At 64.4% G+C, this 25,376-nt stretch carries 22 protein-coding genes and 1 pseudogene; 19 read left to right on the top strand and 4 right to left on the bottom strand.

Features of this window, described 5'->3' with window-relative positions:
- Window positions 1-26: 26 nt before the first annotated feature.
- From C1H69_RS11590 to C1H69_RS11515, 17 genes and pseudogenes are all read left to right on the top strand, one after another.
- Complete coding sequence (locus tag C1H69_RS11590; RefSeq protein WP_102653563.1) at window positions 27-977, top strand: Gfo/Idh/MocA family oxidoreductase; 951 nt, start codon at window positions 27-29, stop codon at window positions 975-977.
- An 8-nt stretch (window positions 978-985) separates the two neighbouring features.
- Window positions 986-1,579 (top strand): annotated as a pseudogene (locus C1H69_RS23825) (acyltransferase); the annotation flags it as partial.
- 54 nt (window positions 1,580-1,633) lie between these two features.
- Complete coding sequence (locus tag C1H69_RS23820) at window positions 1,634-2,719, top strand: DegT/DnrJ/EryC1/StrS family aminotransferase (RefSeq protein WP_205738472.1); 1,086 nt, start codon at window positions 1,634-1,636, stop codon at window positions 2,717-2,719.
- Window positions 2,720-2,747: 28 nt separating this feature from the next.
- Complete coding sequence (locus C1H69_RS11580; protein ID WP_102653561.1) at window positions 2,748-4,190, top strand: lipopolysaccharide biosynthesis protein; 1,443 nt, start codon at window positions 2,748-2,750, stop codon at window positions 4,188-4,190.
- Window positions 4,190-5,815 (top strand): asparagine synthase-related protein, encoded by a 1,626-nt coding sequence (locus tag C1H69_RS11575; protein ID WP_102653560.1) that lies wholly within the window; start codon window positions 4,190-4,192, stop codon window positions 5,813-5,815. The genes C1H69_RS11580 and C1H69_RS11575 overlap by 1 nt, the downstream gene beginning before the upstream one ends.
- 3 nt (window positions 5,816-5,818) lie before the next feature.
- Window positions 5,819-6,469, top strand: a complete 651-nt coding sequence (locus tag C1H69_RS11570) for a GNAT family N-acetyltransferase (RefSeq protein WP_102653559.1) — start codon at window positions 5,819-5,821, stop codon at window positions 6,467-6,469.
- Window positions 6,466-7,392 (top strand): GNAT family N-acetyltransferase, encoded by a 927-nt coding sequence (locus C1H69_RS11565; protein WP_102653558.1) that lies wholly within the window; start codon window positions 6,466-6,468, stop codon window positions 7,390-7,392. Before C1H69_RS11570 ends, C1H69_RS11565 begins: the two co-directional genes overlap by 4 nt.
- Before the next feature lie 5 nt (window positions 7,393-7,397).
- The gene (locus C1H69_RS11560; protein ID WP_205738469.1) at window positions 7,398-8,846 is read left to right on the top strand and encodes a polysaccharide deacetylase family protein; all 1,449 of its coding nucleotides are present in this window, start codon (window positions 7,398-7,400) and stop codon (window positions 8,844-8,846) included.
- Between the two features lie 33 nt (window positions 8,847-8,879).
- Window positions 8,880-10,166, top strand: coding sequence for a hypothetical protein (locus C1H69_RS11555; RefSeq protein WP_102653557.1), 1,287 nt, complete (start codon window positions 8,880-8,882; stop codon window positions 10,164-10,166).
- 2 nt (window positions 10,167-10,168) lie between these two features.
- Window positions 10,169-11,299 (top strand): glycosyltransferase family 4 protein, encoded by a 1,131-nt coding sequence (locus C1H69_RS11550; protein ID WP_102653556.1) that lies wholly within the window; start codon window positions 10,169-10,171, stop codon window positions 11,297-11,299.
- Window positions 11,300-12,550: a glycosyltransferase family 4 protein gene (locus C1H69_RS11545; RefSeq protein ID WP_102653555.1), complete on the top strand. Its 1,251-nt coding sequence runs from the start codon at window positions 11,300-11,302 to the stop codon at window positions 12,548-12,550. It begins immediately after the preceding gene.
- A complete protein-coding gene (locus C1H69_RS11540) occupies window positions 12,547-13,143 on the top strand; it encodes a sugar transferase (protein WP_102653554.1) in 597 nt (198 codons plus the stop codon). Before C1H69_RS11545 ends, C1H69_RS11540 begins: the two co-directional genes overlap by 4 nt.
- Window positions 13,136-13,855, top strand: coding sequence for an acetyltransferase (locus C1H69_RS11535; protein ID WP_102653553.1), 720 nt, complete (start codon window positions 13,136-13,138; stop codon window positions 13,853-13,855). Before C1H69_RS11540 ends, C1H69_RS11535 begins: the two co-directional genes overlap by 8 nt.
- Entirely contained in the window at window positions 13,855-15,036 is a 1,182-nt protein-coding gene (locus C1H69_RS11530) for a DegT/DnrJ/EryC1/StrS family aminotransferase (RefSeq protein WP_102653552.1), read from the top strand. Before C1H69_RS11535 ends, C1H69_RS11530 begins: the two co-directional genes overlap by 1 nt.
- Before the next feature lie 58 nt (window positions 15,037-15,094).
- Window positions 15,095-17,062: a polysaccharide biosynthesis protein gene (locus C1H69_RS11525; protein ID WP_102653551.1), complete on the top strand. Its 1,968-nt coding sequence runs from the start codon at window positions 15,095-15,097 to the stop codon at window positions 17,060-17,062.
- 82 nt (window positions 17,063-17,144) lie between these two features.
- A complete protein-coding gene (glmS, locus tag C1H69_RS11520; RefSeq protein WP_102653550.1) occupies window positions 17,145-18,998 on the top strand; it encodes a glutamine--fructose-6-phosphate transaminase (isomerizing) in 1,854 nt (617 codons plus the stop codon).
- Window positions 18,999-19,035: 37 nt separating this feature from the next.
- Window positions 19,036-20,325: an O-antigen ligase family protein gene (locus C1H69_RS11515; RefSeq protein ID WP_102653549.1), complete on the top strand. Its 1,290-nt coding sequence runs from the start codon at window positions 19,036-19,038 to the stop codon at window positions 20,323-20,325.
- Here the strand turns inward: C1H69_RS11515 and C1H69_RS11510 are convergent.
- The 4 genes from C1H69_RS11510 to C1H69_RS11495 all read right to left on the bottom strand — a co-directional run bounded on the left by C1H69_RS11510 (window position 20,276) and on the right by C1H69_RS11495 (window position 23,648).
- Window positions 20,276-20,914, bottom strand: coding sequence for an alpha-ketoglutarate-dependent dioxygenase AlkB family protein (locus C1H69_RS11510; protein WP_102653548.1), 639 nt, complete (start codon window positions 20,912-20,914; stop codon window positions 20,276-20,278). The two genes, C1H69_RS11515 and C1H69_RS11510, sit on opposite strands and share 50 nt — an antisense overlap.
- A gap of 5 nt (window positions 20,915-20,919) precedes the next feature.
- Complete coding sequence (locus C1H69_RS11505) at window positions 20,920-21,858, bottom strand: M23 family metallopeptidase (protein WP_102653547.1); 939 nt, start codon at window positions 21,856-21,858, stop codon at window positions 20,920-20,922.
- Complete coding sequence (locus C1H69_RS11500; protein ID WP_102653546.1) at window positions 21,807-22,676, bottom strand: acyltransferase; 870 nt, start codon at window positions 22,674-22,676, stop codon at window positions 21,807-21,809. Before C1H69_RS11500 ends, C1H69_RS11505 begins: the two co-directional genes overlap by 52 nt.
- Window positions 22,677-22,766: 90 nt before the next feature.
- A complete protein-coding gene (locus C1H69_RS11495) occupies window positions 22,767-23,648 on the bottom strand; it encodes a LysR family transcriptional regulator (protein ID WP_102653595.1) in 882 nt (293 codons plus the stop codon).
- A 128-nt stretch (window positions 23,649-23,776) separates the two neighbouring features.
- Between C1H69_RS11495 and C1H69_RS11490 the strand changes: the two genes are divergently transcribed.
- Both C1H69_RS11490 and C1H69_RS11485 read left to right on the top strand, forming a co-directional pair.
- Entirely contained in the window at window positions 23,777-24,475 is a 699-nt protein-coding gene (locus C1H69_RS11490; protein WP_102653545.1) for a CoA transferase subunit A, read from the top strand.
- A 76-nt stretch (window positions 24,476-24,551) separates the two neighbouring features.
- The gene (locus C1H69_RS11485; protein WP_102653544.1) at window positions 24,552-25,211 is read left to right on the top strand and encodes a CoA transferase subunit B; all 660 of its coding nucleotides are present in this window, start codon (window positions 24,552-24,554) and stop codon (window positions 25,209-25,211) included.
- Window positions 25,212-25,376: the final 165 nt, after the last annotated feature.

Genomic DNA, 25,376 nt, shown 5'->3' with positions numbered 1-25,376 from the left:
CAAGGGAATATGAACTGGAGTTCGCCATGAAATACTTTGCGTTGATCGGGGCTGCCGGCTACATCGCCCCGCGCCACATGAAGGCCATCAAGGAGACAGGCAACCACCTGGCGATGGCCTATGACATCAATGATTCGGTGGGCATCATCGATTCGATCTCTCCGGAAAGCGACTTCCTTGCCGACTTCGAGCGCTTCCATGAGGTCGCCTGGCAGCGCAAGCGCGACCCCTATACCGCGCTCGACTACGTTTCGGTGTGTTCGCCCAACCACCTTCACCACGCGCACATTGCCGCGGGGCTTCGCCTTGGCTGCAACGTGATCTGCGAGAAGCCGCTGGTGCCAACGCCCGCGCTGCTCGATGAACTGGAGCGGGTGGAGCAGGAAACGGGGCGGAAGGTCTTCAACATCCTTCAGCTTCGCCATCATCCGGCGATCACCGAACTGAAGTCGCGTATCGCAAGCGGCCCGGCCGACGAGAAGCACGACGTCGAACTGACCTATATCACTTCCCGCGGGAAGTGGTACCAGGAGAGTTGGAAGGGAGACCCGCGCAAGTCCTTCGGCATCGCCACCAATATCGGTGTCCACTTCTTCGACATGCTGCATTTCGTGTTCGGCGACCTGGAGCGCAACGTCGTGCACTACGCCGACGATCATCGCGCTGCCGGCTATCTCGAATACCAGAAGGCCCGGGTTCGCTGGTTTCTCTCCATCGACAGCGGTGACCTGCCCACCAGTGTCCAGGGCAAGCAGCCCACCTACCGCTCGATCCTCTGCGAGGGGCGTGAGATCGAGTTCTCGGGTGGCTTCACCGACCTGCATACCGTCAGCTACCAGGAGATCCTGGCCGGTCGTGGCTACGGTATCGGCAGTGCGCGTCATTGCATCGAGACCGTCGATACGATTCGCGGCGCCGTAGCGGAAAGCCCACGGCGTGGCGAGGCTCACCCTTGCCTCAAGCGGCACTCGATGTGAGGTCTGCCATGACGATCCAGTTTCATGATGCGATCCATCCCAGTGTCCAGGTGCATCCCAGCGCCATCGTCGATCCCGGCGCCCGGATCGGTGCGGATTCGAGTGTGTGGCATTTCGTCCATGTCTGCGGCGGTGCCCGCATCGGTCGCGGGGTATCGCTCGGCCAGAATGTCTTCATCGGCAACGAGGTCATCATCGGGGATCGCTGCAAGGTGCAGAACAACGTCTCGGTCTACGACAACGTCGTCCTGGAAGACGGTGTCTTCTGCGGTCCGAGCATGGTGTTCACCAACGTGCACAACCCGCGCTCCCTGGTCGATCGCAAGAGTGAGTATCGCGACACCCTGGTACGCGAAGGGGCCACGCTGGGAGCCAACTGCACCATCGTCTGCGGTGTCACCATCGGTCGTTTTTCCTTCGTTGGCGCCGGTGCGGTGGTGAGCCGGGACGTTCCCGATTTCGCGCTGGTAATGGGCGTGCCGGCTCGCCAGCGGGGCTGGATGAGTCGCCATGGAGAACGCCTTGACCTGCCATTGGAAGGAGAGGGTGAGGCAGTGTGCCCGCACACGGGCGATCGCTATCGGCTGTCGGGAGGGGCGCTGGACTGGCTCCCGGCCGAAACGGCGGCGGTACGACCAGCAGGCGAGGTGAAGACAATGGAATTCATCGACCTCAAGGCGCAGCAGCTGAGGATTCGTGACCGGATCAATGCCGGCATTCGCAATGTGCTGGAGCATGGAAAGTACATCCTCGGGCCGGAGGTCGAGGAGCTCGAGACCCGCCTGGCCGACTATGCGGGGGTCCGCCATTGCATCAGCTGTGCCAACGGTACCGACGCGTTGCAGATTGCCCAGATGGCGCTTGGCATCGCCCCGGGCGACGAAGTGATCACGCCCGGTTTCACCTATATCGCGACTGCGGAGACCGTGGCACTGCTTGGTGCCCGCCCCGTCTACGTGGATATCGACCCCCGCACCTACCTGCTGGATCCCGGGAAGCTCGAGGCGGCCATTACCCCCCGTACCCGGGCCATCGTTCCGGTTTCGCTCTATGGCCAGTGCGCGGATATGGATGCCATCAACGAGATTGCCGCCCGTCACGGCATCGCGGTGATCGAGGATGGGGCCCAGAGTTTCGGTGCCACCTACCGTGGGCGACGTTCCGGCAGCCTTTCCACCATCGCCACGACCTCCTTCTTCCCCAGCAAGCCGCTGGGTTGCTACGGAGACGGCGGCGCGCTGTTCACCGACGACGATGAAATGGCCGTGGTGCTGCGACAGATCGCCCGCCATGGCCAGGGGCGGCGCTACCACCATGTGCGGGTCGGCACCAACAGCCGCCTGGACACGCTGCAGGCCGCGATCCTGCTGCCCAAGCTCGACATCCTCGATGAAGAGCTGCTGCTGCGGGAACAGGTGGCGGAACGCTATGGCCGTCTGTTGCGTGCCAGGGGCTTCGAGACGCCCCATGTGGAGCCCTGGAACACCAGTGCCCATGCCCAGTACACCGTGGAAGTCGAGGACCGTGAAGTCGTGAGCGCCCGGCTTGCCGAGGCGGGCATTCCTTCCGCCGTCCACTACCCGATCCCATTGAACAAGCAGCCGGCGGTGGCGGACCCCTGTGTCGACCTGCCGATTGGCAATGCCGCCTCGCGCCGGGTCATCAGCCTGCCGATGCATCCTTACCTGAGTGAGGAAGACCAGGACAGGATCGTGACCACGCTGCAGGAAGCATTGGTTTGATTGCCGTGGAACCCCAAGGAGACGCCGAGTGTTGAATCGGCTGGTGGCTCCGGCTCGGCGCCTGCTGCCCACCCACGCCTTCGCCCGTGGGGTGAGCGTACTGGTGGGCGGCACCGCGGGTGCCCAGCTACTGACGGTGCTGGCGGCGCCGTTGCTCACACGCCTCTATACGCCGTTGGACTTCGGCCTGCTGGCCGTGTATGGCGCCCTGTTGGCGTTATTCACCGTTGTGGCGAGCGGGCGCTACCAGCTGGCCATTCCGCTGCCCGAGTCCGACCGCGAGGCAGCGGAAGTGGTGGTGCTGAGCCTGGTCGTCGTCGTCGTGACCACACTGGCCTCCGGATTGATGGTGGGCCTGGGAAGGGAACAGTTGGCGAGCCTGCTGGGCGTGCCGGCACTGGCTCCCTGGCTCTGGCTGCTGCCGGTGGGCGTGGCGATGGCGGGTGGCTATCAGGCGGTCAGCCATTGGGCCGTGCGCACCCGCGCCTTTCCCGCGATCGCCGCAACCCGTATCAAGCAGTCGGTTTCACTGCTGGCGATTCAGTTCATCGCCAGTCCCCTAGGCGGCGGCGGGCTCATCCTTGGCCAGGCCGTGGGTCAGGGCATGGGCACCATCGCACTGGCGCGCTCCGCCATGCGTGCCGTCGTGGGGCATCGGGTAAGGCCGGCCGGGATTTTGGCGGCGGCGCGGCGTTACCGTGATTTCCCGCTGTTCTCCACCTGGTCCGGCCTGTTCAACACCGTGGGCAAGCAGCTGCCGCCGCTGCTTTTCGCCGCGCTGTTCAGTCCGGCGGCGGCGGGGCTCTATGCGCTGGCCCACCGTGTGCTGGCGATGCCCATGGCCCTCATCGGCGAGGCGGTAGGAAAGGTCTTCTTCTCGAGCGCGGCGAAAGCCCATCGTGAAGGACGTCTGGGGCCGCTGGTGGCCCGGGTCCACGGCATCCTGGCCCAGATCGCCATGCCCCCGGCCGTCGTGCTGATCCTGGCCGGACCGGAACTCTTTGCCCTGGCCTTTGGCGAGACCTGGCGGCCGGCAGGTGAGTTCGCCCGCTGGATGGCCCCCTGGCTCTACATGGTGTTCATCACCTCGCCATTGAGTCACCTGTTCTCGGTCATGGAGCGCCAGGTTCAGGGCATGGCCTTTCAGGCATTGCTGCTGATCGCCCGTATCGGCGCCATTGCCATCGGCGCCGCGCTCGACGACCTGCTGCTTACCGTGGCGCTCTTCTCGGTGACCAGCGCGGCCTGCTGGGTCGGCTTTCTGGTCTGGATCATGACCTTGACTCGTAATCCCGTGGCGGCGCTCGTCACGCCGACCGTCGTTTCCCTGGCCTGGAGCCTGTTGTCGCTTCTGCCGCTGGCCGTCGCGGTACTGCTGGAGCCTGTCTGGCTGCCATGGCTGCCGGCGTTTGCCTTCAGCGGTGTCCTGGTGGCCGTGCGTTATCTCTTATTGTTCCGGAAGGTCTATTGATGAACTCGATACAGTGCCATTTAACCTCTCCGCGCTGGACGTCCTGTGATCTCCCGGGTGGTAGCGGGCATCTCCGTGGCGCCGCCTGGCTGAATGGGCAGCGACTCTCCACGAGCGAGGCCGTCACGCTTGCCGATCCCGCGGCCGGCATCGACCCCTGGCGCAATCGCCTTTCCGAACTCAATGGCTTTCATGCGCTGGTTCGCCGGGACGAGACCGGACTGGTCGCCATGGTGGACCGGATCCGCTCGATCCCGCTCTTCTACGGCGTGGCAGCCGGTGACATGTTCCTCAGTGACGATGCCGACTGGGTGCGTGCCCGGGTAGGCGAGGAGAGCATGAATGAAGAGGCGCGCGCCGACTTCGAGCTGGCTGGCTACGTGACCGGGCGCGACACCCTGTTCCGGCGGGTCAAGCAGCTGCGTGCCGGCGAGGCGCTGGTCGTTCGTGATGGCGACATGGGGCCGGTGCTCGACCTGGAGCGCTACTTCCTTTTTCACTACCACGGCGCGTCGGACCGGGACGATACGCATCGTCGGGTCCGCCTCGAGGCGGTGGTGGAAGATGCCTTCAGGCGCCTGGTGAAGATGGCCGGCGGACGTCAGATCGTGGTTCCCCTCAGCGGCGGTCATGACTCCAGACTGGTGGCGACCATGCTGGCCCGTCTCGGCTACCCCAACGTACTGACCTATGCCTATGGCCACCGGGGTAATCGCGAGGCCGAGGTGAGCCGTGCCGTGGCCGGGCGACTCGGGTTGCCCTGGGTCTTCGTCGAGTATTCCCAGACGGCATGGCGGGAAGTGGCCACGACCGACGATTACTGGGAATACCAGCAGTGGGCCTCGGGCTGGAACAGTATCACCAACATGCAGGACTGGCTGGCGGTCAAGCTATTGACCGAGCGTGGCGACGTCGAGCCCGGGTCCGTTTTCGTCCCTGGACACTGCTGCGTCACGGGTTTCCTGCCGTCGCCGGTATTCGAGGCCGGGCGGGAAGGCCGGTTGATGCCGGCCGGCGATCTCGGCAATGAACTGCGTGAGCGCCATTTCATGCTCCGGGCGGGGGCGGAGGGCAAGGCGCGCTTCCAGGAGCATGTCCTGCCACGGCTGGCCCGGGCCCATCCGTTGGAGGAGGCGCTCACTGCGGATGACTTCATTCGTGAGTTCGTGCTGTTCGGCTGGCAGGAGCGGCAGGCGAAATTCATCGTCAATACCGTCCGCTCCTTCGAGTTTTTCGGCCATGACTGGTGGATGCCCCTCTACGATCGCGACTTCATGGCCTTCTGGCAGGACGTTCCACGCGATTGGCTGGAGGGCCGCGGCGGCTACGTGGCCTTCGTGGAGCGCGTTTTCGGCGAGCTGTCGGGATGCGACACGCCGCTGGGTAACGCCGCGCAGACGTCTCGCCAGAGCCTGCGGGCGCGCCTGCTGCGCATGGCGGCGTTCAGGCGGGGCCCGGGGGCCAGGATGAAACGCATCGCCAAGCGTCTGCTGCCGGCCCTGGCCCGGGGCAACACCACTGCCTCCGCCGGGCGCTTCCCGCCGGAAACGTTCGAACGGCTCAAGGCCCGCGGCTATTCCCACAACGGCGTGGCCGCCCGGATTTTCCTCGAGAGGTTCTCCTGAACCATGGCTGCGATGCGACGAATGGGGCGCGCCCGAGTGTTGAACGATGCCGTCATGTTGCTGGTGCGAAACCTGCGCAGGGCCTGGCGTCTGGAACCGGTCGTCCCTCGAACCGTTGGTGGCTATCGATTCTGTGGCATGAGTCGATCGCTGTGCGGGGACGCGCTGGCGCTTTACGCGGAGTTGCATGACGGCCGGCCGCTCGACCTCCCTCGACGCTGGCTCTACCGGCTGGCCGGGGAGAGGCTGGGTATCACGGTCCTGGACCCGACGGGCCGTGTCGTGGGGGCGGCCTTCTATGGTTTCAATCCTCGGGATCTGCGGGAAGGCAGGGTGCATTCCAGCTTCAGTGGCGTGCTTCCCGCTCACCGTGGCCGCGGGCTGGCGACGGAGTTGCGGCGCACGGCGATCCTGCACTTTCGCGCCCATGGGGTCAGGGGCTACTCCTCGCGAATTTCGGCGGATAACGTCGCGTCGCTCCAGGCCAGCTTCAAGCTCGGGTTTCGTGTCGAAGAGCGATATGCCGATCCGGCCAGTGGCGAGGAGCGCTGCTACCTGGTGTGCGATTTCGATCGGGACTATCACGGTTCCCTCCGTGCAACCGCGCCTGACGGGGACATGTCATTGAACTCGGCAAAGGATTCTGCGTCATGAAGGTCGATCCCCTGTTTCACCCGGGATGGATACGGTTCAACGAGCAACACTGGTCGCTCGAGGCCGAGTCGGTAACGCTGACCCCGGAAAAAGGCGACGGCTGGCGGCTCGAGACGGTGCTCTACCGTAATCGCAAGGGGCGTCTGGTGACGCCTCCCCGCAACCCCCATTTGCCGATCGACTTTCACTGTTCCAGTGACAGGCCGGCCTCCGTCAACCGACGCAAGCGAATGGCCCTGACCCGGCTTGCCGAGCGGCTTCGTGAAATCGGGCTTGGCGGGAGCCTGAGCCTGTCATCGGTGGCCAATGACATCCGTCCCTTCGAATGGGCCCAGATGGCCGCGCGCCCCCGTTTTACCTATCACCTGGATATCGACGGCAGGGCCGGTCGCATCGACCCCAGCGCGCGCAAGAAGGCGCAAAAGTGTCACCGCCTCGGTTACCGCTGCGACGTCACCGAGGACTACGCCGCCGTGGCCGATTGCCTGGCCGGCCCCGAGGCCCGCAAGGGCTTCGACTATCGCCTCGAGGCGGCCGAGCTCGAGACGCTGGCCGCGTTGATGGGGCCGGAGCACTTCGTCTGTTTCCTGGCGCGCAACGAGCTTGGCGAACCGATGGGCGCCCGGGTCTGTCTCTTCACCCCCGGCGGGCATGCCCTGGCCTGGTCGGCGGGCATGAAGACCGAGGCCATGAAGGATGGCGTCAATAACCTGGTGGCGGAAATGGCCCTGTCCCACTTCGAGGAGCACGGCTGCACGGTCTTCGACTTCATTGGTGCCAACATTCCGCCGGTTGCGGAAATGAAGGAGGCGTGGGGCGGGCGACTGGTCTGCCATTACTCGATCAGCCAGCGTGGCTTCCGTCAGCTGGCGAGGGAGGCCTACGTGACGGCCCGCACCCTGTTGAAAAGGGAATCCAAGTGAACGACATGACGACACGGCATGATCGCCATCCCGCCCCGCGACTGGACGATGCACCGGGACCCGGCACCACCTTGGCTGTAACGGGTCCGGGTGATGACGCCTCGGCCGCCCATGAACCGGTGATCGCCTGGCTGGAGCAGGTCATCCATGAGCGGTTTGGACTGGCGCTTCGACTGGAGCGTGATGGGCCGGACCGGCTCGTCATGACCCTGGACGGCGAGTCGGGCCAGCTGCTGTTCGATTCCCTGCAGCCCGGCTTCCATCTCACCGGCACCGAGTTGCCCCACGGGCAGTGGGACGCCGTTGCCGAGGGGTTCGAGGCCCCTCTGGACATGCCGTTACCGGCTCCGGGAGCCGACATCCTGCCTCGTCCGCTGGTGGAGGCGGCACCCGGTGGTCTGGTGGTCCACTACGATATCCCTGGCCTCACCTACTGGATGCTCACCCGGCAGGAAGAAGTCGATGCGCAGGTTCTGGACCGGCATTGCCGCTTTCCGGCCAGCGCCTCCCATGCCGGGCGCCACGGTTACCTGGATCGTCCGATAGTCGATGAGTGGCTGGCCGTGCTGGGGCAGATCATCCTGCGCCAATGGCCGGGGGCGACCCTGAAGGGGCATCGGTTTCGTATGCGGCCGACCCATGACGTCGACCGCCCCAGCCGCTACGGTTTCGCCCGTGACGTGAAGCTGATACGGGTGATGCTGGGTGACATCCTTCTGTATCGGCGGCCGCAGGCGCTCTTTCTGGGCCCCTGGGTACGGCTGACGACGCGCCGGCGGCTGCATGGCCTGGACCCGCTCAATACCTTCGACTGGTTGATGGATGTCTCCGACAGGCACGGTGTGGCGAGCGCCTTCTATTTCCTTTGTGGTCGAACGGACCCGCGCAAGGATGCCGACTACGAACCGGAGCACCCGGCGATTCGTCATCTCCTCCGTCGTATCCATTCCCGCGGCCACGAGATCGGCCTGCATCCCAGCTACCATACGTTCCGCAACCCCAAGGAACTGGCCAACGAGGCCGTGCGGTTGCGCCGGGTCTGCGCCGAGGAGGGAATCGAGCAGGCCGAGTGGGGAGGTCGCATGCACTACCTGCGCTGGCAGATGCCGCTGACGCTGCAGGGCTGTACCCAGGCCGGGCTCGATTACGACACCACGCTCGGCTATGCCGAGGAACCGGGGTTCCGCTGCGGTACCTGCCATGACTACCCGGCCTTCGATCCGGTCAAGGGCGAGGCGCTGCCATTACGCATCCGGCCGCTGATCGCCATGGAGGGCTCCGTGACGTCTCCCCTCTATCTCGGTCTCGGCACCGGAGACGAGGCCTATGAGCGGTTTATCGTGCTGAAGAACCGGTGTCGCGCGGTCGGGGGGACGTTCACCCTGCTATGGCACAACTCGGAACTGACCACGGCTGCCCAGCGTTCGCTCTATGAGCGCGTTCTGGCGGATTGAGGTCGAGCAGATGGCTGCCAAGGATTGCCGAACATGATCTTCTCGGGCGACAAGCTGGCGTCTCGTGCGTCCAGTATCGGCTTCTTCGTGCTGTTCCCGGGGTTCATCCTGTACCACACCTTCGTGGCCCTCGGGCTGATTCCCGCGTTTCTGGGTGGCCTGTTCGGCGTGGTCTCGGTCGTGATGTTCATCGTCTACATGGCCGTTTTCCCTGCGCTCAGCCACGTCATGATTGCCTGCTCGCGTGGTTTCGCCCTGGTGGTGCTGGCGTTCCTCGCCTACGTGCTGGTCTGGTCCATGGCCAGCTACGGCCTGCAGGGCGGGGGGGCGTTGCGGGCGGCGATGATCCAGTCGCTGGAAACCGTGGTGCTGTGGACGGTGCTGTTCGTCATGGGGTATCGGATCCCGCTGGATTCGCCGCTCCTGGCAAGGGCGTTCTGGATCGCCTTCTGGCTGATCGTTGGCTACCTGGCGTTCTTCGTGGCGACCACGGGGCAGCTGATGTTCTTTGCCCGCCAGATGGTCGAGACCGACGGTGGCGAGAACGTTTCCACCTACCAGGGCTATGCCCGCAGCGCGCTGGTGATGCTGGTCTTCCTGATTTCGGTGAGCCGCAGCGCCATGGTGCGGGCCAGCCTGATCGCGCTGGGCGCCTTCGTCATGTTCCTGCTGGGGGCCCGCTCCGAACTCTACGCCTTCCTGGCCCTCTCCATGGTGCTCCTGATGGTGTGGGCGGGGATGAGCGTCAAGTACATGCTGACCCTGGTGGCCGTGCTGGCGCTGCTGGTGCTGGTACTGGCGACCCAGTTCGAGGCCATGTCCGGCAGCCGTCAGCTTCAGGTGCTGGATCTCTCCGGCACCAGTTCATGGACGGCACGCCAGCATCTCGAGCAGCGTGCGCTGGAGCAGGTCGCCTCCAGCCCCTTGCTGGGTCGTTTCGGGGGCCACATTGCCTCGGCGGGCGCTACCGGTGGCTACGCCCACAGCGTGCTCTCCGCCTGGGTCAACTATGGCGTGCTGGGTTTTGCCCTCTATGTGGGCATGACCCTGGTGGCGTTTCTCGGCTCTACCTATCGCATGGTCATTCGCAGCGATACCGCCGCCTGGTGGGTGTTCGCCTTCTCCATCAACTTTGTCTGCCTGCTGCTGATCGTGCTGGCCAAGTCCGTATTCTGGCCGCTTCCGGCGTTGGGCTGGGGTGCCTTTGCCAACGCCCTGGTCTGCACCCGCCTGGGCCGCCAGGACGAAAGGGCGGCAGAGGCCGAACCTGCCAGCCAGGTGTCCGCAGCAGGCTTGCGTGAATCCACAACGACGAGATGACAATGAAAGTGGCACACCTGACTTCCGCCCATCCCCGCTATGACACGCGGATCTTTCTCAAGCAATGCCGTTCCCTGGCCGCCGCGGGCCATGAGGTCACCCTGGTGGTGGCGGATGGTAATGGCGACGAGGAGCGCGAAGGCATCCGCATCGCGGACGTCGGCAGACTGACGGGGCGGATGAACCGTATCTTCAAGAGTACCCGCCTGGTGTATGAGCGGGCCCGTGCGCTGGAGGCCGATGTCTATCACCTCCACGACCCGGAACTGATGCCGATCGGACGCCGGCTCAAGCGCCAGGGCAAGACCGTGATCTACGACGCCCATGAGGATCTGCCGCGCCAGGTGCTGGCCAAGCACTATCTCGATGGCGTTACCCGCCAGGTGTTGTCGCGCAGTGTCGATTTCTACCAGCGCCGTGCCTGTCGCGGCTTCGACGCGATCATCGCGGCAACGCCCCATATCCGGGACGGTTTCCGGGCTTTCCATCCGCGGGTAGTGGACGTGAACAACTTCCCCATGCAGGGCGAGCTGGATGGTGCCCCCGATCCGAGGCTCGCGGCCTCGCCGAACGAGCCCCCCTCGATCTGCTACGTGGGTGGCATTGGCGCCATTCGCGGTATCCGGGAGGTCGTACGGGCCATGGAACACGTCAGCCACGACTGCCAGCTGCAGCTGGCCGGCGATTTCAAGCAGCTGACGCTGGAGCAGGAGGTCATGACCTATGCCGGGTGGTCCCGGGTCGAGTCACATGGCTACCTGGACCGTGACGGTGTTCGCCGGGTATTGGGCAGCTCTCTTGCGGGACTCGTCACGCTGCACCCGACGATCAATTACCTCGATGCGCTACCGGTCAAGATGTTCGAGTACATGAGTGCCGGACTCCCTGTGATCGCCTCCGACTTTCCCTTATGGCGCGAGATCATCGAAGGCAGCGATTGCGGGATCTGCGTCGATCCGCTTGATCCGCTCGCCATTGCCGGTGCCATCGACTTTCTGGTGGCGAATCGCGAACGGGCACGCGAGATGGGAGCCAATGGCCAGCGTGCCGTGGCCGAGCGTTACAACTGGCGGCAGGAGGAAACCAAGCTGCTGGATACCTACCGAGCCCTTTCCCGCCATGCCGAGGCTTGAATGAAACACGTCTGGATCCTGAACCACTATGCCAAGCATCCGGAAGTGGCCGGCGGCGCCCGCCATTACCAACTGGCACGGCATCTGCCCGCCCAGGGGTGGCGCGCCACGCTGATCGCTTCCAGTGTCGATCATCCGAGCGGCCACCAGCGGCTGGGCGACGGTGAGCAGGCACGCCTTGAAATCTTTAACGACGTGCCTTTTCTGTGGCTGCGGACCTCGTCCTACCTGGGCAATGGAGGGGGGCGCATGAAGAGCATGATCGAGTATGCCTGGCAGGCGGTACGCCCTTCACGGCTCTCCGGGATCGCACGTCCCGATCTGATCATCGGTTCGAGCGTCCATCCCTTTGCCGCCCTGGCTGGCTGGTGGTTGGCAAGGCGCCACCGGGTGCCCTTCCTCTTCGAGGTGCGCGACCTGTGGCCACAGACCCTGATCGACATGGGGCGGTTGCGCGAGGGCAGCCTGGCCAGCCGCGGGCTGCGCCTGCTCGAGACCTTTCTCTACCGCCGTGCACGCCGGGTCTTGACCCTGTTGCCCCGCGCGGTGGACTACATCGCACGTCGTGACGTCCCCGAGGGGCGCGTGGTGTGGCTCTCCAATGGGGTCGACCTGGACGCCTACCCCGAAACCGAACCGCCGCCGCCGCGTCCCCCGGAAATGCCCCTGACACTGATGTACTTCGGCAGCCATGGCGAAGCCAATGGCCTTGATGTCCTCCTCGATGCCATGGCGCGCATCAAGGACGCGCACGCCAGCCCCAACGTGCCGGTACGCCTGCGGTTGATTGGGGACGGGACGGCCAAGAGGGAGCTCCAGCAGCGGGCGAGTCGCCTCGGTCTCGATGGGCGCTGGGTCAACTTCGAGCCGGCGGTTCCCAAGCGGGAGATACCCGCTCTGGCCCGAGAGGCCGACGCCTTCGTGATCACGGTGCGCGACCTGCCGGAGCTCTACCGCTTCGGCATCAGCATGAACAAGCTCTTCGACTATATGGCGGCGGCGCGGCCGGTGATCATCGCCTCGGGTGCGATCAACGATCCGGTGGCCGATGCGAAGGCCGGCATCACCGTGCCCCCGGAAGACCCCCAGGCGCTGGCTGACGCGATTCGCCGGCTCGTTGCCCTGCCTCCGGAGGAGCGGGAGCGCATGGGACGAGCCGGTCGGGAGCATATGGAAGCCGTCTACGATTACCGGATCCTGGCGGTGCGCCTTGCCGATGTCATGAACGATGTCATGGATGAAACGCGATGAAACGATTGATCGATATTGTGGTAGCCCTGCTGGCACTGGTGTTGCTTGCGCCGATCCTGGCCATGGTGGCGCTACTGGTCAGGCTCAGGCTCGGCTCGCCGGTGCTGTTCCGACAGACCCGTCCCGGCTTGCATGGCCGGCCCTTCGACATGGTCAAGTTCCGCACCATGCTGGAAGCCTACGATGCACAGGGCAGTCCGCTACCCAACGAGAAGCGGTTGACCCGTTTTGGTGAGCTGTTGCGGGCCACCAGTCTCGATGAATTGCCGGAACTGTGGAACGTGCTAAAGGGCGACATGAGCCTGGTCGGCCCGCGGCCGCTGCTCATGGAATACCTGCCGCTCTATACCTCGTGGCAGGCGCGCCGTCATGAGGTACGCCCCGGGGTCACCGGCTGGGCCCAGGTCAATGGACGCAACTCTCTCAGCTGGGCAGAAAAATTCGATCTCGACGTGTGGTATGTGGACAACCGATCGATATGGCTGGACCTGAAGATCCTGTTCCTGACCGTCAAGAAGGTAGTGGTTCGCGAAGGCATCACCCACGAGGGTGACGTCGCCATGCCGAAATTCCGTGGAGGTCAGCATGACTAACCGTCGGCGTCTCGCCATCCTGGGGGCCAGCGGCCACGGCAAGGTCGTGGCGGACATCGCCATCCAGTCCGGCTGGCAGGAGGTGGTGTTCTATGACGATGCCTGGCCCGGCAAGGCCCGGCTCGAATATTGGCGCGTCAAGGGAACCCTGGCCATGTTGCTGCACGATCTGCCCGACTACGACGGCGTAGTGGTCGCCATCGGCCATAACGCCATCCGTGAAACCAAGCTGGAGGCACTGGCCTCCCACGGGGCCCGGCTGGTCACGCTGGTGCATCCCCGCGCCACGGTCAGCCCGATGGCGCGGCTAGGCAGCGGCGGCGTGGTGGTTGCCGGGGCGGTGATCAATGCCTTTGCCGAGCTGGGCATGGGCTCGATCGTCAATACCGGGGCAACGGTTGGACATGACTGTCGCCTCGGCACCTGCGTGCACGTGGCCCCGGGGGCAAACGTATCCGGTGATGTGGAGGTCGGCCGCGGCACCTGGATCGGCGTGGGCGCCTCTGTACGCCAGGGCGTTGCCATTGGCGAGGGGGTAATGGTCGGTGCCGGCGCCGCCGTCATCGGGGACATCGCCGACGGGCTCGTGGTGGCCGGCATACCGGCCCGCCCGCTTTACCCCGCCACTGACGCGACCAGGAAAGAGCTGCTGTTCCGGGATGCCTCCCTGGCAAAACGGCTCGGCCTTCTTTCAACACAAGGAAGGTCATGATGCTCAATGGGCCTTTTTCTCCCTGGCCTTCCTTTACCGAGGAAGAGGCGGATGCCGTTAGCCGTGTGCTGCTTGGCAACGAGGTGAATTACTGGACAGGTCAAGTGGGCCGGGAATTCGAGCGGGAGTTCGCCCGCGTTGTCGGGACGGGGCATGCCATCGCCGTGGCCAATGGCACGCTTGCCCTGGATCTGGCGCTGAAGGGGCTGGGTATCGGCGAAGGGCAGGGTGACGAGGTGATCGTCACCTCACGGACCTTCCTGGCCTCGGTCTCCAGCATCGTGACGGCGGGAGCGGTACCCGTTTTCGCCGATGTCGACCGGGACTCCCAGAACATTACCGCCGCCACCGTGGCCGGGAGGATCACCCCGCGCACCCGGGCCATCCTCGCCGTGCACCTGGCGGGCTGGCCATGCGAGATGGACGGGTTGATGGCGCTGGCGGAGCGACACGGCCTCGCCATCATCGAAGACTGCGCCCAGGCCCATGGCGCCCGCTACCAGGGTCGCAGCGTCGGTTCCATCGGCCATGTGGGCTGCTGGTCGTTCTGTCAGGACAAGATCATGACGACGGGTGGCGAGGGTGGGATGGTCACCACCAGTGATCGCGGACTGTGGCAGCGCATGTGGGCCTACAAGGACCACGGAAAGAGCTGGGAGGCGGTCCACGAGCGCGAGCACCCCCCTGGCTTTCGCTGGCTCCACGAGAGCTTTGGCACCAACTGGCGACTGACCGAGATGCAGTCCGCCATCGGCCGCATCCAGCTTTCCCGCCTGCCAACCTGGGCGGCGGCTCGCCGAGCCCATGCCGAGCGCATCTGGGAAACCGCTGCCGGCTGCCCGGGCCTGAGGGCACCGGCCATACCCGCTCACATCGAGCACGCCGCCTACAAGTGTTACGTCTTCGTGGAACCCGAGCGGCTCGCCCCAGGCTGGCATCGGGACCGCATCATGACGGCGATCGTCGAGCGGGGCGTGCCGTGTTTTTCGGGCTCCTGCTCGGAGGTGTATCGAGAGGCGGCCTTCGACGGCACCGGATGGCGGCCGTCCGAGCCCTTGCCGGTCGCGCGCGAACTTGGCGAGACCAGCCTGATGTTCCTTTGCCACCCGACACTCACCGGGGCCGAAGTCGACAAGACCTGCCAGGTACTGAGCGACGTGATGGCCGAGGCCCGCGCCTGAGGCCGTGTCAGAGGAGGGGCAGGGGCATCGGGCGCCTGCCGGTCATGGAGAGACGATCATGCGAGATATGCTGCAACCGTTGTTTCGCCTGCCGCGACGACACAAGCGCACCATCCAGTTGCTGGTCGACTGTGTGCTGATCGCGGTCAGCTTTCTGCTGGCCATGCTGCTGCGTCTGGAGAACTGGGCGCCGCTGACGGAGCCGCGTACCTGGGCTGCGCTGCTGGTGATGATTCCATTGAGCCTGGCGATCTACATCCGGCTGGGCTTCTACCGGGCGGTCATTCGTTACTTGGGCCACAAGGCGATTCGTGCCGTTTTCATCGGGGTCACGGTATCGGCTTTGTCCTTGCCGCTGGCCAGCTACCTGTTTGCACTTGGCATTCCCCGATCGGTGCCTTTCATCTACGCCATGCTGGCGCTGCTGACCATCGGGGGCGTGCGGTTCGGCCTGCGCGCCCTCTATCTGCGCAGCCAGATCCGTCACAAGCCGCGGGTCGTGATCTATGGCGCCGGCTCGGCGGGCCGTCAACTGTCGGTCTCCCTGAGCCACGGCCAGGAGTATCTGCCGATCGCCTTCGTTGATGATGCGGCAAGCCTGCAGAACACTTATATCGAAGGCCTCAAGGTCTATCCGCCACGGCAACTGGGTTACCTGGCCGACACCTACGGTGCCGAACGGGTCCTGCTGGCGATGCCCAGCGCCAGCCGGGGCCGCCGTCGCGAGATCCTGGCCGAGCTGGAGCCGCAGGGCTTTCCGGTACAGACCATCCCCGGCGTCGCCGACATGGTGACCGGGCGTGCCCGGATCAGCGAGGTGCGTGACGTGGCGGTCGAGGACCTGCTGGGTCGCGATCCGGTACCGCCCAATCCGGCCCTGATGGACGCCAATATCCGCGGCAAGGTGGTCATGGTGACCGGTGCCGGCGGTTCGATCGGCTCGGAGCTGTGTCGTCAGATACTGCGACACGCTCCGAGGCGTCTGTTGCTGCTCGAGCTGTCCGAATTCGGCCTCTACAGCATCGAGCAGGAGTTGCGGCGTATCGCCGAGGCGGAAGGGCTGGATGTCTCTATCAAGGCGTTGCTGGGTTCCGTGCAGCATCGCCAGCGCATGGCCACCGTCATGAAGGCCTTCGACGTGAATACCGTTTACCACGCGGCTGCCTACAAGCATGTGCCGATGGTGGAGCACAACGTGGTGGAGGGGGTCCGCAACAATGTCTTTGGTACGCTGGCCACGGCCCATGCCGCCATTGCCGCCCGGGTCGAGACCTTCGTGCTGGTTTCCACCGACAAGGCAGTGCGGCCCACCAACGTCATGGGCACGAGCAAGCGACTGGCGGAGCTGATTTGCCAGGCCTTTGCCGACCGTCGGTCCGGGACCCGGTTCTGCATGGTGCGCTTCGGCAACGTGCTGGGTTCCAGCGGCTCGGTGGTGCCCCTGTTCCGCGAGCAGATCCAGTCCGGTGGGCCGATCACCGTGACCCATCCCGAGATCACGCGCTACTTCATGACCATTCCCGAGGCGGCACAGCTGGTCATCCAGGCGGGTGCCATGGCACGGGGCGGTGATGTCTTCGTGCTCGACATGGGCGAGCCGGTCAAGATCGCCGAACTGGCCCGCCAGATGGTACGGCTCTCGGGGTTGAAGGTGCGTGACGAGCGTCACCCCGACGGTGATATCGCCATTGCCTATAGCGGCCTGCGTCCCGGTGAAAAGCTCTATGAGGAGCTGCTGGTGGGCGACGACGTCTCGCCGACCTCACACCCGAGGGTCATGACCGCGCAGGAGGTGTACTGGGAGTGGCCGAAGCTGGAGGGTTACCTCGACCGGCTGTTCGAAGCCTGCCGCAACTTTCACCACGATGGCATTCGCGAGCTGCTGCTGGAGGCGCCGACCGCCTACCGGCCCCAGGGGGAGATCGTCGACCTGGTATGGAGCGAGAAGCAGCGGCGCGACGCCGAGGCACGTCCTGCACCGGCGGCCGTTACCCGGTTGCGCCCGGCACTCGAGCGCCAGGGTTAGGCGTTGAATCGGTCGGAAAGGGTAACGACAAACGCATCACGGCCCGGGATTGGCCCGAGGCACCGTTCATGGAGGAGTCAACATGTGTGGCATCGTAGCTGCCGTGGGTTCGGACAACGTCCTGCCCGTACTGATGGAAGGTCTCAAGCGTCTCGAATACCGTGGCTATGATTCGGCCGGTGTCGCGCTGGTGGAAGCTCCCGGCCGGATCGGTCGCGCGCGCGAAGTCGGCAAGGTGGCCGCACTGGAGCGGGTGCTGGCCGCCGCCCCCCTGGTCGGCATGACCGGTATCGCCCACACTCGCTGGGCGACGCACGGCCAGCCAAGTCAGGACAATGCCCATCCCCATGTTTCAGGACGAATCGCGGTCGTGCACAACGGCATCATCGAGAACCACCTGGCACTCAAGGCCGAACTCGTGTCCGACGGTTTTCTCTTCACGTCGGAAACCGATACCGAAGTGATCGCCCATCTGGTCGAACGTGAAATGCGCTCGACATCATCGCTGGCCACGGCAGTGGAGCGGGCGGTACAGCGACTCGACGGGGCCTACGCCCTGGGTGTGATCCATGCCGACGAACCCGATCGGGTCATCGGGGCGCGCCAGGGCAGCCCCCTGGTAGTGGGTGTCGGCGAGCACGGCTATTACCTGGGGTCGGACCCCTTGGCCCTGCTGACCGTCACCGACCGTTTTCTCTATCTCGACGACGGGGATATGGTCATCATTACCCGCGAGGGATGTGACGTTCAGGGCCTGGCCTCGAATGGCGGGCGTGTGCCGGTAGTGCGCGAGACGGTGCATTACGAGCATGATGACCAGGCGGTGGGCAAGGGTGGGTTTGCACACTATATGCTCAAGGAGATCCATGAACAGCCCGTGGCGGTTGCCAACGCGCTGGAAGGTCGCCTTGGCACCGATCGGGTGCTGGTCGAGGCGCTTGGGCCCAGGGCGGAACGACTCCTTGCCGGTACCCGTCAGGTGCATATCGTCGCCTGCGGCACCAGCTATCATGCGGGCATGGTGGCACGCTACTGGCTGGAGGAACTGGCCGGAGTGCCCTGCCAGGTCGAGATCGCCTCTGAGTATCGCTATCGCCAGGTCGTGGCTCCCCCGGGGACCCTGTTCCTGACTCTCTCGCAGTCCGGCGAGACGGCCGACACGCTCGCGGCCTTGCGCCATGCGCGCAAGCGGCAGGATGGCGATGCCTATGTCGGCAGCCTGGCGATCTGCAATGTGCCCGGCAGTTCGCTGGTGCGCGAGTCCGACCTGGCCTTGATGACCCATGCCGGCCCGGAAATCGGCGTGGCCTCGACCAAGGCCTTTACCACCCAGCTGACGGCCCTGATGCTGGTGACGCTTGCACTGCGCCAGGTGCGGGGTGGTGATGCGGAATTGACGGCGCGACTGGTGCACCGGTTGCGTTATCTGCCGACCCTGCTGGGTGACGCCGTGGCGCTCGACGAAGAGATCACCTCGGTAGCCGGGAAGCTGGCCACTTACCGGCATGCCCTGTTCCTGGGGCGCGGCCCGCAGATGCCCATCGCGATGGAGGGGGCACTCAAGCTCAAGGAAATCTCCTATATTCATGCCGAGGCCCATGCGGCGGGGGAGCTCAAGCACGGGCCCCTGGCGCTCGTCGACGAGACCATGCCGGTCATCGCGATGGCGCCAATGGACGGCCTGCTGGAAAAGCTCAAGTCCAACCTGCAGGAGGTGCGTGCCAGGGGGGGTGAACTGCTGGTATTCTCTGATCCGGAAAGCGGCGTGCAGTCCGGGGAGGGGCTGTCCGTCGTCACCGTTCCGGCGTGCTGTCACTACCTGGCGCCCATCCTCTACACCGTACCGTTGCAGCTACTGGCCTATCACGTCGCGGTGGCTCGCGGCACGGATGTCGACCAGCCGCGCAATCTGGCCAAGTCCGTCACGGTGGAGTAAGAAGCCGGCAGTGAAGGAATCCGCTTGAGCAAACGACATGATCGACAATGAACACTACCGGCCGATGGCCGTGATCTTTCCACGGCGTTTCCGAGACCCATGCCATGGCCCCCTTGCGGCCATGGCATTGGTGTTTGCCGGTAGTGCATTCCTGATATTGCCCTGGCCGGTACTGGTTGTGGTGCCACTGTTGCTGACAGTGGCCGCCCTGGCAGCCGGCGAGTACCCGGCGAACGATTTCCCGCAGCGCCATGACAAGGTGCTGATGGGGGTATTGCTACTCTATGGCCTGAGCTGGGTGCTGATGGAATCCGGTCATGGCATGGGGTTCAAGGGTCTGCGCGATGCCTGGCCGATCTGGCTTTCCATGGTGGCATTGGTCGCCTTGTCCAGGCTCAGGCCTTCCGCGGCCTGGCTATGGGCCGGGCTCGCTCTGGGAAGCCTCTCCGCCGGCACCTGGGCGTTATGGCAACGTATCATCGAGAAGACCGCTCGTGCCGATGGCCATGATCCCCTGCATGCCATCCTGTTCGGCAACCTGGGTCTGCTGGCCGGGCTGCTGTGCTTTGCCGGCCTCGGTTGGGCGCTGACGCGTCACGAGCGTTGGCGCTGGACGCTGCTGTTGGCGCTAGGTGGACTCGCAGGACTGGCGGCCTCGGCATTGTCCGGTTCACGAGGGGGCTGGATTGGCCTGCCGCTGGCCATCTGGGTGCTCTATCGCGGCCATGGCAAGCGTCTGTCGCTACGCTGGCGCCTGGCACTGGTGGCGTCCCTGCTGGCGCTGCTGGGCAGTCTCTACATGATGCCCCAGACCGGCGTCGCGCCACGCGTCCATAGCGCCATCAACGGCCTGCAGCAGTACATGGCCGGGGATGACGAGATGACCTCGGTCAGTGCACGGCTCGAGATGTGGAAGGGGGCGAGCCAGCTGATTGCCGAGCGGCCGGTCACCGGCTGGGGGACCGGGGGCTACCGGGATGCCATGCGTGAGCGCGGTGCAGAGGGTGTCCAGGACGCGTCACTGGGACGTTTCTGGCATGCCCATAATGATGTGCTCGACGCCTGGGTGAAGCGTGGCCTGCCAGGGTTGCTGACGCTCCTGGCGCTCTATGTCACGCCCCTGTGGCTCTTCGCCGGCGGAATCGGCAGTGGCTCCGGGGAAAGGCGGGCGCTGGCCATCGCGGGTACGTTGCTGTCGGTGGCCTTCATCGATTTCGGCCTGACCTACAGTTTCCTTGCCTACCCCATGGGCGGCATGGTCTATGCCTTGCTGCTGACTATCCTGTGGGGGCTATACCGCCGCTTGCCGCAACATGACGAAAGGTAAGGCTTATCCGCTTGCCGGGGATACGCCTGGGGAGGAGCGCATGTTGCAAGTGATCCTGCGTACCCCGGTCCATGAGAAGCAGGCTGTCATGAGGCAGCCAGACATTGAAGGGGGCGCCCAGCCCCTGCTTCCAGCGAAAACGCAACGGGCGCTCCGCACCCAGGCTGACGGCAGCTATCAGGGGGTCGGAACCGAGTTCGGGCTCGTCGTCGCTATGCCAGCCCATGCGGTCGCTGCCGTCTTCATAACGGTTGAGCAGGACGCTGTTGAAGGACGCCATGACGCCGTTCCCCGCCAGTCGGTCTATCACGGTGTCACGAATGCGCACGACGGCGGCGTGCCACGGTTCCGGGGTGAAGGTGCGCCCGGAGTAGCGGTATCGCGCCGCTTCATCTCCCATCCACACCTGCTGCCGGGGGATCGGACGTTCTTGGCCATAGAGTCGTAGGCGTGGTTGCTGCCAGGCGAGTTCGTCATCCAGCCGGTCCAGCATGTCACTGGCCTCGGGTTCGCCGAGCAGCGTGCAAAACCGCTGCAACCGGGGAGAGGCCAGCAGGATGTCGCACGTTTCCTGGTGGGATATCGACATGGCTATCAGCGTAGCACGCGACGGGGATCGATCGGCTTGCCGCCCAGGCGCAGGTCGAAGAGCAGGTCGTGGCGTTCGGTGGTGTTGCTGAAGCCCACTTCGCATACCGGCGTGCCACGGCTGATCCGGGCACCATCTTCGACCAGTATCGAGTCACACAGGGCATAGACGCTCTGCAGGTTGTCCGGGTGGTGAACGATCACCACCCGACCGAGCTGGCGCATGCTGCCTGCGAAGCGCACGTCGCCGTCAGCGACGGCCTTGGCCCTGGCGCCTCGGCTGGTGGCGAGCAGCATGGGCTGAAGCGTTCCGCGGCTGTCGCTGCCGAATGCCCTGACCACACGATAATCATCCAATGGCCATGGCCAGTTCCGGGCCGAACCGGGCAGCGAGCTGGTGTCCGGCGTTGGCGGGGGAGTGCGTGTCGCGCCGCTGCCACTCGAGCTGGCGGTGCCTTGCGAACCGCTGGCGGGAGCGGCACTGGCCACCGCGCCCTGCAGGGGAACCTGAATCACCTGGCCTACCCTGAGCCGGGTGGGCTCGGTGCCGGGGTTCGCCGACTGGATACGGGCAGGGGTGGTCTTGAAGCGTCGGGCGATACCCGAGTAGGTGTCGCCGGGTCGAATCTGGTAGCGATAGGGGCCGCCGGAAGGTGCCCGTTCCTGTTGCGTAGGCACCAGCAAACGCTGGCCTACCGCCAGGCGATTGGGGTTGGCATCGGGGTTGAAGCGCTGCAATCGAGCCAACGGGACATCGGCCCGGGCAGCAATGCTGCCCAGGGTGTCGCCACGCTGTACCGTGACCCACTGTCCGCCGATGCCGGGGTCTCCGCTGCGCTGGACGTCGCCGCTGCGACCGGCACAGGCCGTCAACAGCAGCAGGACGGCGAATGTCAGCGCAAATCGAGCGCCTCGTCCTTTTCCTGCCACAGGGCATTGAGCCATGAGTGGAAGCGCTCCTTGTAGTGCGGGTCGTCGTAATAGCTGCCTTCCGGCATCCAGGCGGGAACGTCAAGGCACCGTGCTTCGAGTGAGATCGGCCCTTCGCGACCACACAGGAAACCCCAGAAGGTGGGCTTGGGGTTATCGTATCGCAATGTCACATCGAGGATTCCACTGAGGCGATCGCCCAGCAGGTTCAAGACCTGGGCGATGCCGCCGGCCTTGGGTCGAAGAAGATGCTGGAACGGACTGCCCTGGGCATCACGCTTGGCCGGCGTAAATCGTGTGCCTTCCACGAAATTGAAAATGGCCATGGGCGTTTCACGGGCCCGTTCGCACATGCGTTCGGTCGCCTCGCGATCCATTCGGGAGAGGTGGGGTTTCCGCTGCAGCTGTGCCTTCGTGTAGCGGCGCATGAAAGGGAATTCCAGCGCCCACCAGGCCAGCCCCACGACGGGCACCCAGATCAGTTGCCGCTTCAGGAAAAAACGGGGCATGGGGATTCGCCGATGCAGGGCCATCAACAGCATGAAGATATCGGTCCAGCTGCGATGGTTGGACAGTACCAGCCACCATTTCTCCCGGGACAATCCCTTGGGCAGCGAGATGTTCAGGTCCGGCCTGAGCCAGTGGCGCATCCACCAAAGGTTGAAGCCTATCCAGTTGAGGGCGACGTGATTGAGACCCTGCAGGACGGTTCGACGCAATGGACGGCCTGGCGTGATCAGCTTGAGGGCGGTCAGCAGCACGAGGGGAATTCCCCAGAACAGGGTGTTGACCACCAGCAGCAGCACGCTGACGATCCCTTTCAGGGTCGACATGCCTCACTCCTTGCAGATTCTCATGACAGCCGCACATGCTAATGGATCATGGGTGGACTGCCCAGCGCTACGTGATGTTACGTCGCTCCGTCACATGAGCGTGGTTCGCAGTACGTCATAGAGGGCACGGGCAGCGGTGGAGAGCTCCTGGCCGCCACCGACGACGACACCCACCGTGCGCCGGATCCGGGGGGTATGCAGGGGCACGCAACGTGCACCCAGCTCATGCATCTGCTCACGGCACAGCGCGGGTACGGCACTGACACCCAGGCCGCTCGCCACCATGCGGCCGACCGTTGCCAACTGATGACTCTCGAACGCCACGGGCAGTTCGGTGCCGCGGCGAGCGAGTGCCTGCTCGACCAGAATGCGCACCATGGAAGGGCGCTGCAAGGTAATGAAGTCGTATTCCAGCAGGGCGCTCCAGTCGATCGATGCCGCACCGGCCAGGGGGGAGTCGGGAGGTACCACCGCCACGAAGGTGTCATCGGAAAGTGGCAGGAAATCGATTCCTTCGCGTGTTTCCGGTTCGAAGGCGACGCCAAGCTCGACCTGCTGCCGGCGCACCATGTCGATCACCTGCTCATTGATGACGTCGTGTACCGTCACGTTGACACGGGGAAACTGTCCGCGGAAGACTCGCAGGGCCCGGGGCAGGCGATTGCAGGCGATGGAAGGCATGGCGGCCAGGGCGACACGGCCGAGCTGCAGCGTGAAGCGTTGACGCAGCAATTCCTCGGCGTTGTCCCAGTCGGCAAGCAGTCGCTTGGCCAGGGGAAGCAGCGTTTCCCCTTCCGGGGTCAGCCTGACACTGCGTGTGCTGCGGATCAGCAGGGCACCCCCCAGCGTTTCTTCGAGCCCCTTGATGGCGAGACTCAAGGCGGGCTGTGACAGGTGGAGTCGTTCGCAGGCCTGGGTGAAACTCAGGGTCTGGGCCACTGTCTGGAACGCGCGTAGCTGCTTGACGGTCATGGCCATGATGGTTTTATTTATTTATCCGATTAATTGATAAAAAAAACAAACTTAACAAATATATTGGGCGGGTCAACACTGATCAGGTACTGTCACTCACTCATCTCACAACAAGACGAGGCTTCGCGATGGCCGGGTTCGACAAGCGCGTGTACTCCTATGAAGAGGCAATGGAAGGGATCGAGAGCGGCATGACCGTGATCGCCGGGGGCTTTGGCCTGTGTGGCATTCCGGAGAACCTGATTGCCGAGGTCAAGCGTCGTGGCGTGAAGGACCTGACCGTGGTCTCGAATAACTGCGGTGTCGATGGATTCGGTCTTGGCCTGCTGCTGGAAGACCGTCAGATCAAGACGATCTACGCCTCCTATGTCGGCGAGAATGCCATGTTCGAGCAGCAGATGCTCAACGACGAAATCGAGGTCGTGCTGACGCCCCAGGGGACACTGGCCGAGCGGATGCGCGCCGGCGGTGCCGGCATTCCGGCCTTCTATACCGCTACCGGCTATGGCACGCCGATCGGGGAAGGCAAGGAGGTTCGTGAGTTCAACGGGCGCCACTACATTCTCGAGGAAGGCATTACCGGCGATTTTGCCATCGTCAAGGGCTGGAAGGCCGACCGTTACGGCAACGTCGTCTATCGTCACACTGCCCAGAACTTCAACCCCATGGCCGCTACCGCCGGCAAGATCACCGTGGTCGAAGTGGAAGAGATCGTCGAGCCGGGTGAACTCGAACCCAGCCAGATCCATACCCCGGGTATCTACGTCGACCGGATCATCCAGGGTGCTTTCGAGAAGCGCATCGAGAAGCGCACCGTTCGCGACTGAATACGCGACTTTCCATGGGTTTGATTCGAGCGGGCCGGCCAGTCCGGCGTGACTCACAATGACAAGAGGCATCAAGATGGCACTGACTCGCGAACAGATGGCACAGCGCGTGGCGCGCGAACTCCAGGACGGCTTCTACGTCAACCTGGGCATCGGTATTCCGACCCTGGTGGCCAATTACATTCCCGAGGGTATCGACGTCATGCTTCAGTCCGAGAATGGACTGCTCGGTATGGGGCGCTTCCCCACCGAGGAAGAGGTCGACGCGGACATGATCAACGCCGGCAAGCAGACCGTAACGGCTCGTCCCGGTGCGGCGATCTTCTCATCGGCGGAGTCCTTTGGCATGATCCGTGGCGGTCACGTGGACCTGACCGTCCTCGGCGCCTTTGAGGTGGATCAGGAAGGCAACATCGCTTCCTGGATGGTGCCCGGCAAGCTGATCAAGGGCATGGGCGGCGCCATGGACCTGGTTGCCGGTGCCGAAAACATCATCTGCACCATGACCCACGCCTCCAAGCATGGTGAATCGAAGCTGCTCGAGAAGTGCACCCTGCCGCTGACCGGGGCCGGCTGCATCAATCGGGTTCTGACCGACCTGGCCTACCTCGAGATCGCAAACGGTACCTTCATTCTCAAGGAGCGCGCACCGGGCGTCAGCGTCGAGGAGATCGTCGAAAAGACCGCCGGCAAGCTCGTCGTTCCCGAGCATGTGCCGGAAATGACGTTCGATTGAATCCTGCACAGTAGCGGCGACGCCGGTCGGTCCCGTTGCTGACGTACGTCAAAGAGGCCCGGGCATGGTTGCCCGGGCTTCTTTGCGTCGTGTCATTCTTTCTTCTGTTACAGGAGGTGGTGAATTAGTGATCAAAATGTATGAGGCCCGGGTAATCACTGGCTG

Source organism: Billgrantia endophytica (assembly GCF_002879615.1).
GTDB lineage: Bacteria > Pseudomonadota > Gammaproteobacteria > Pseudomonadales > Halomonadaceae > Halomonas > Halomonas endophytica.
This window is presented reverse-complemented; position numbering and strand designations above follow the sequence as displayed.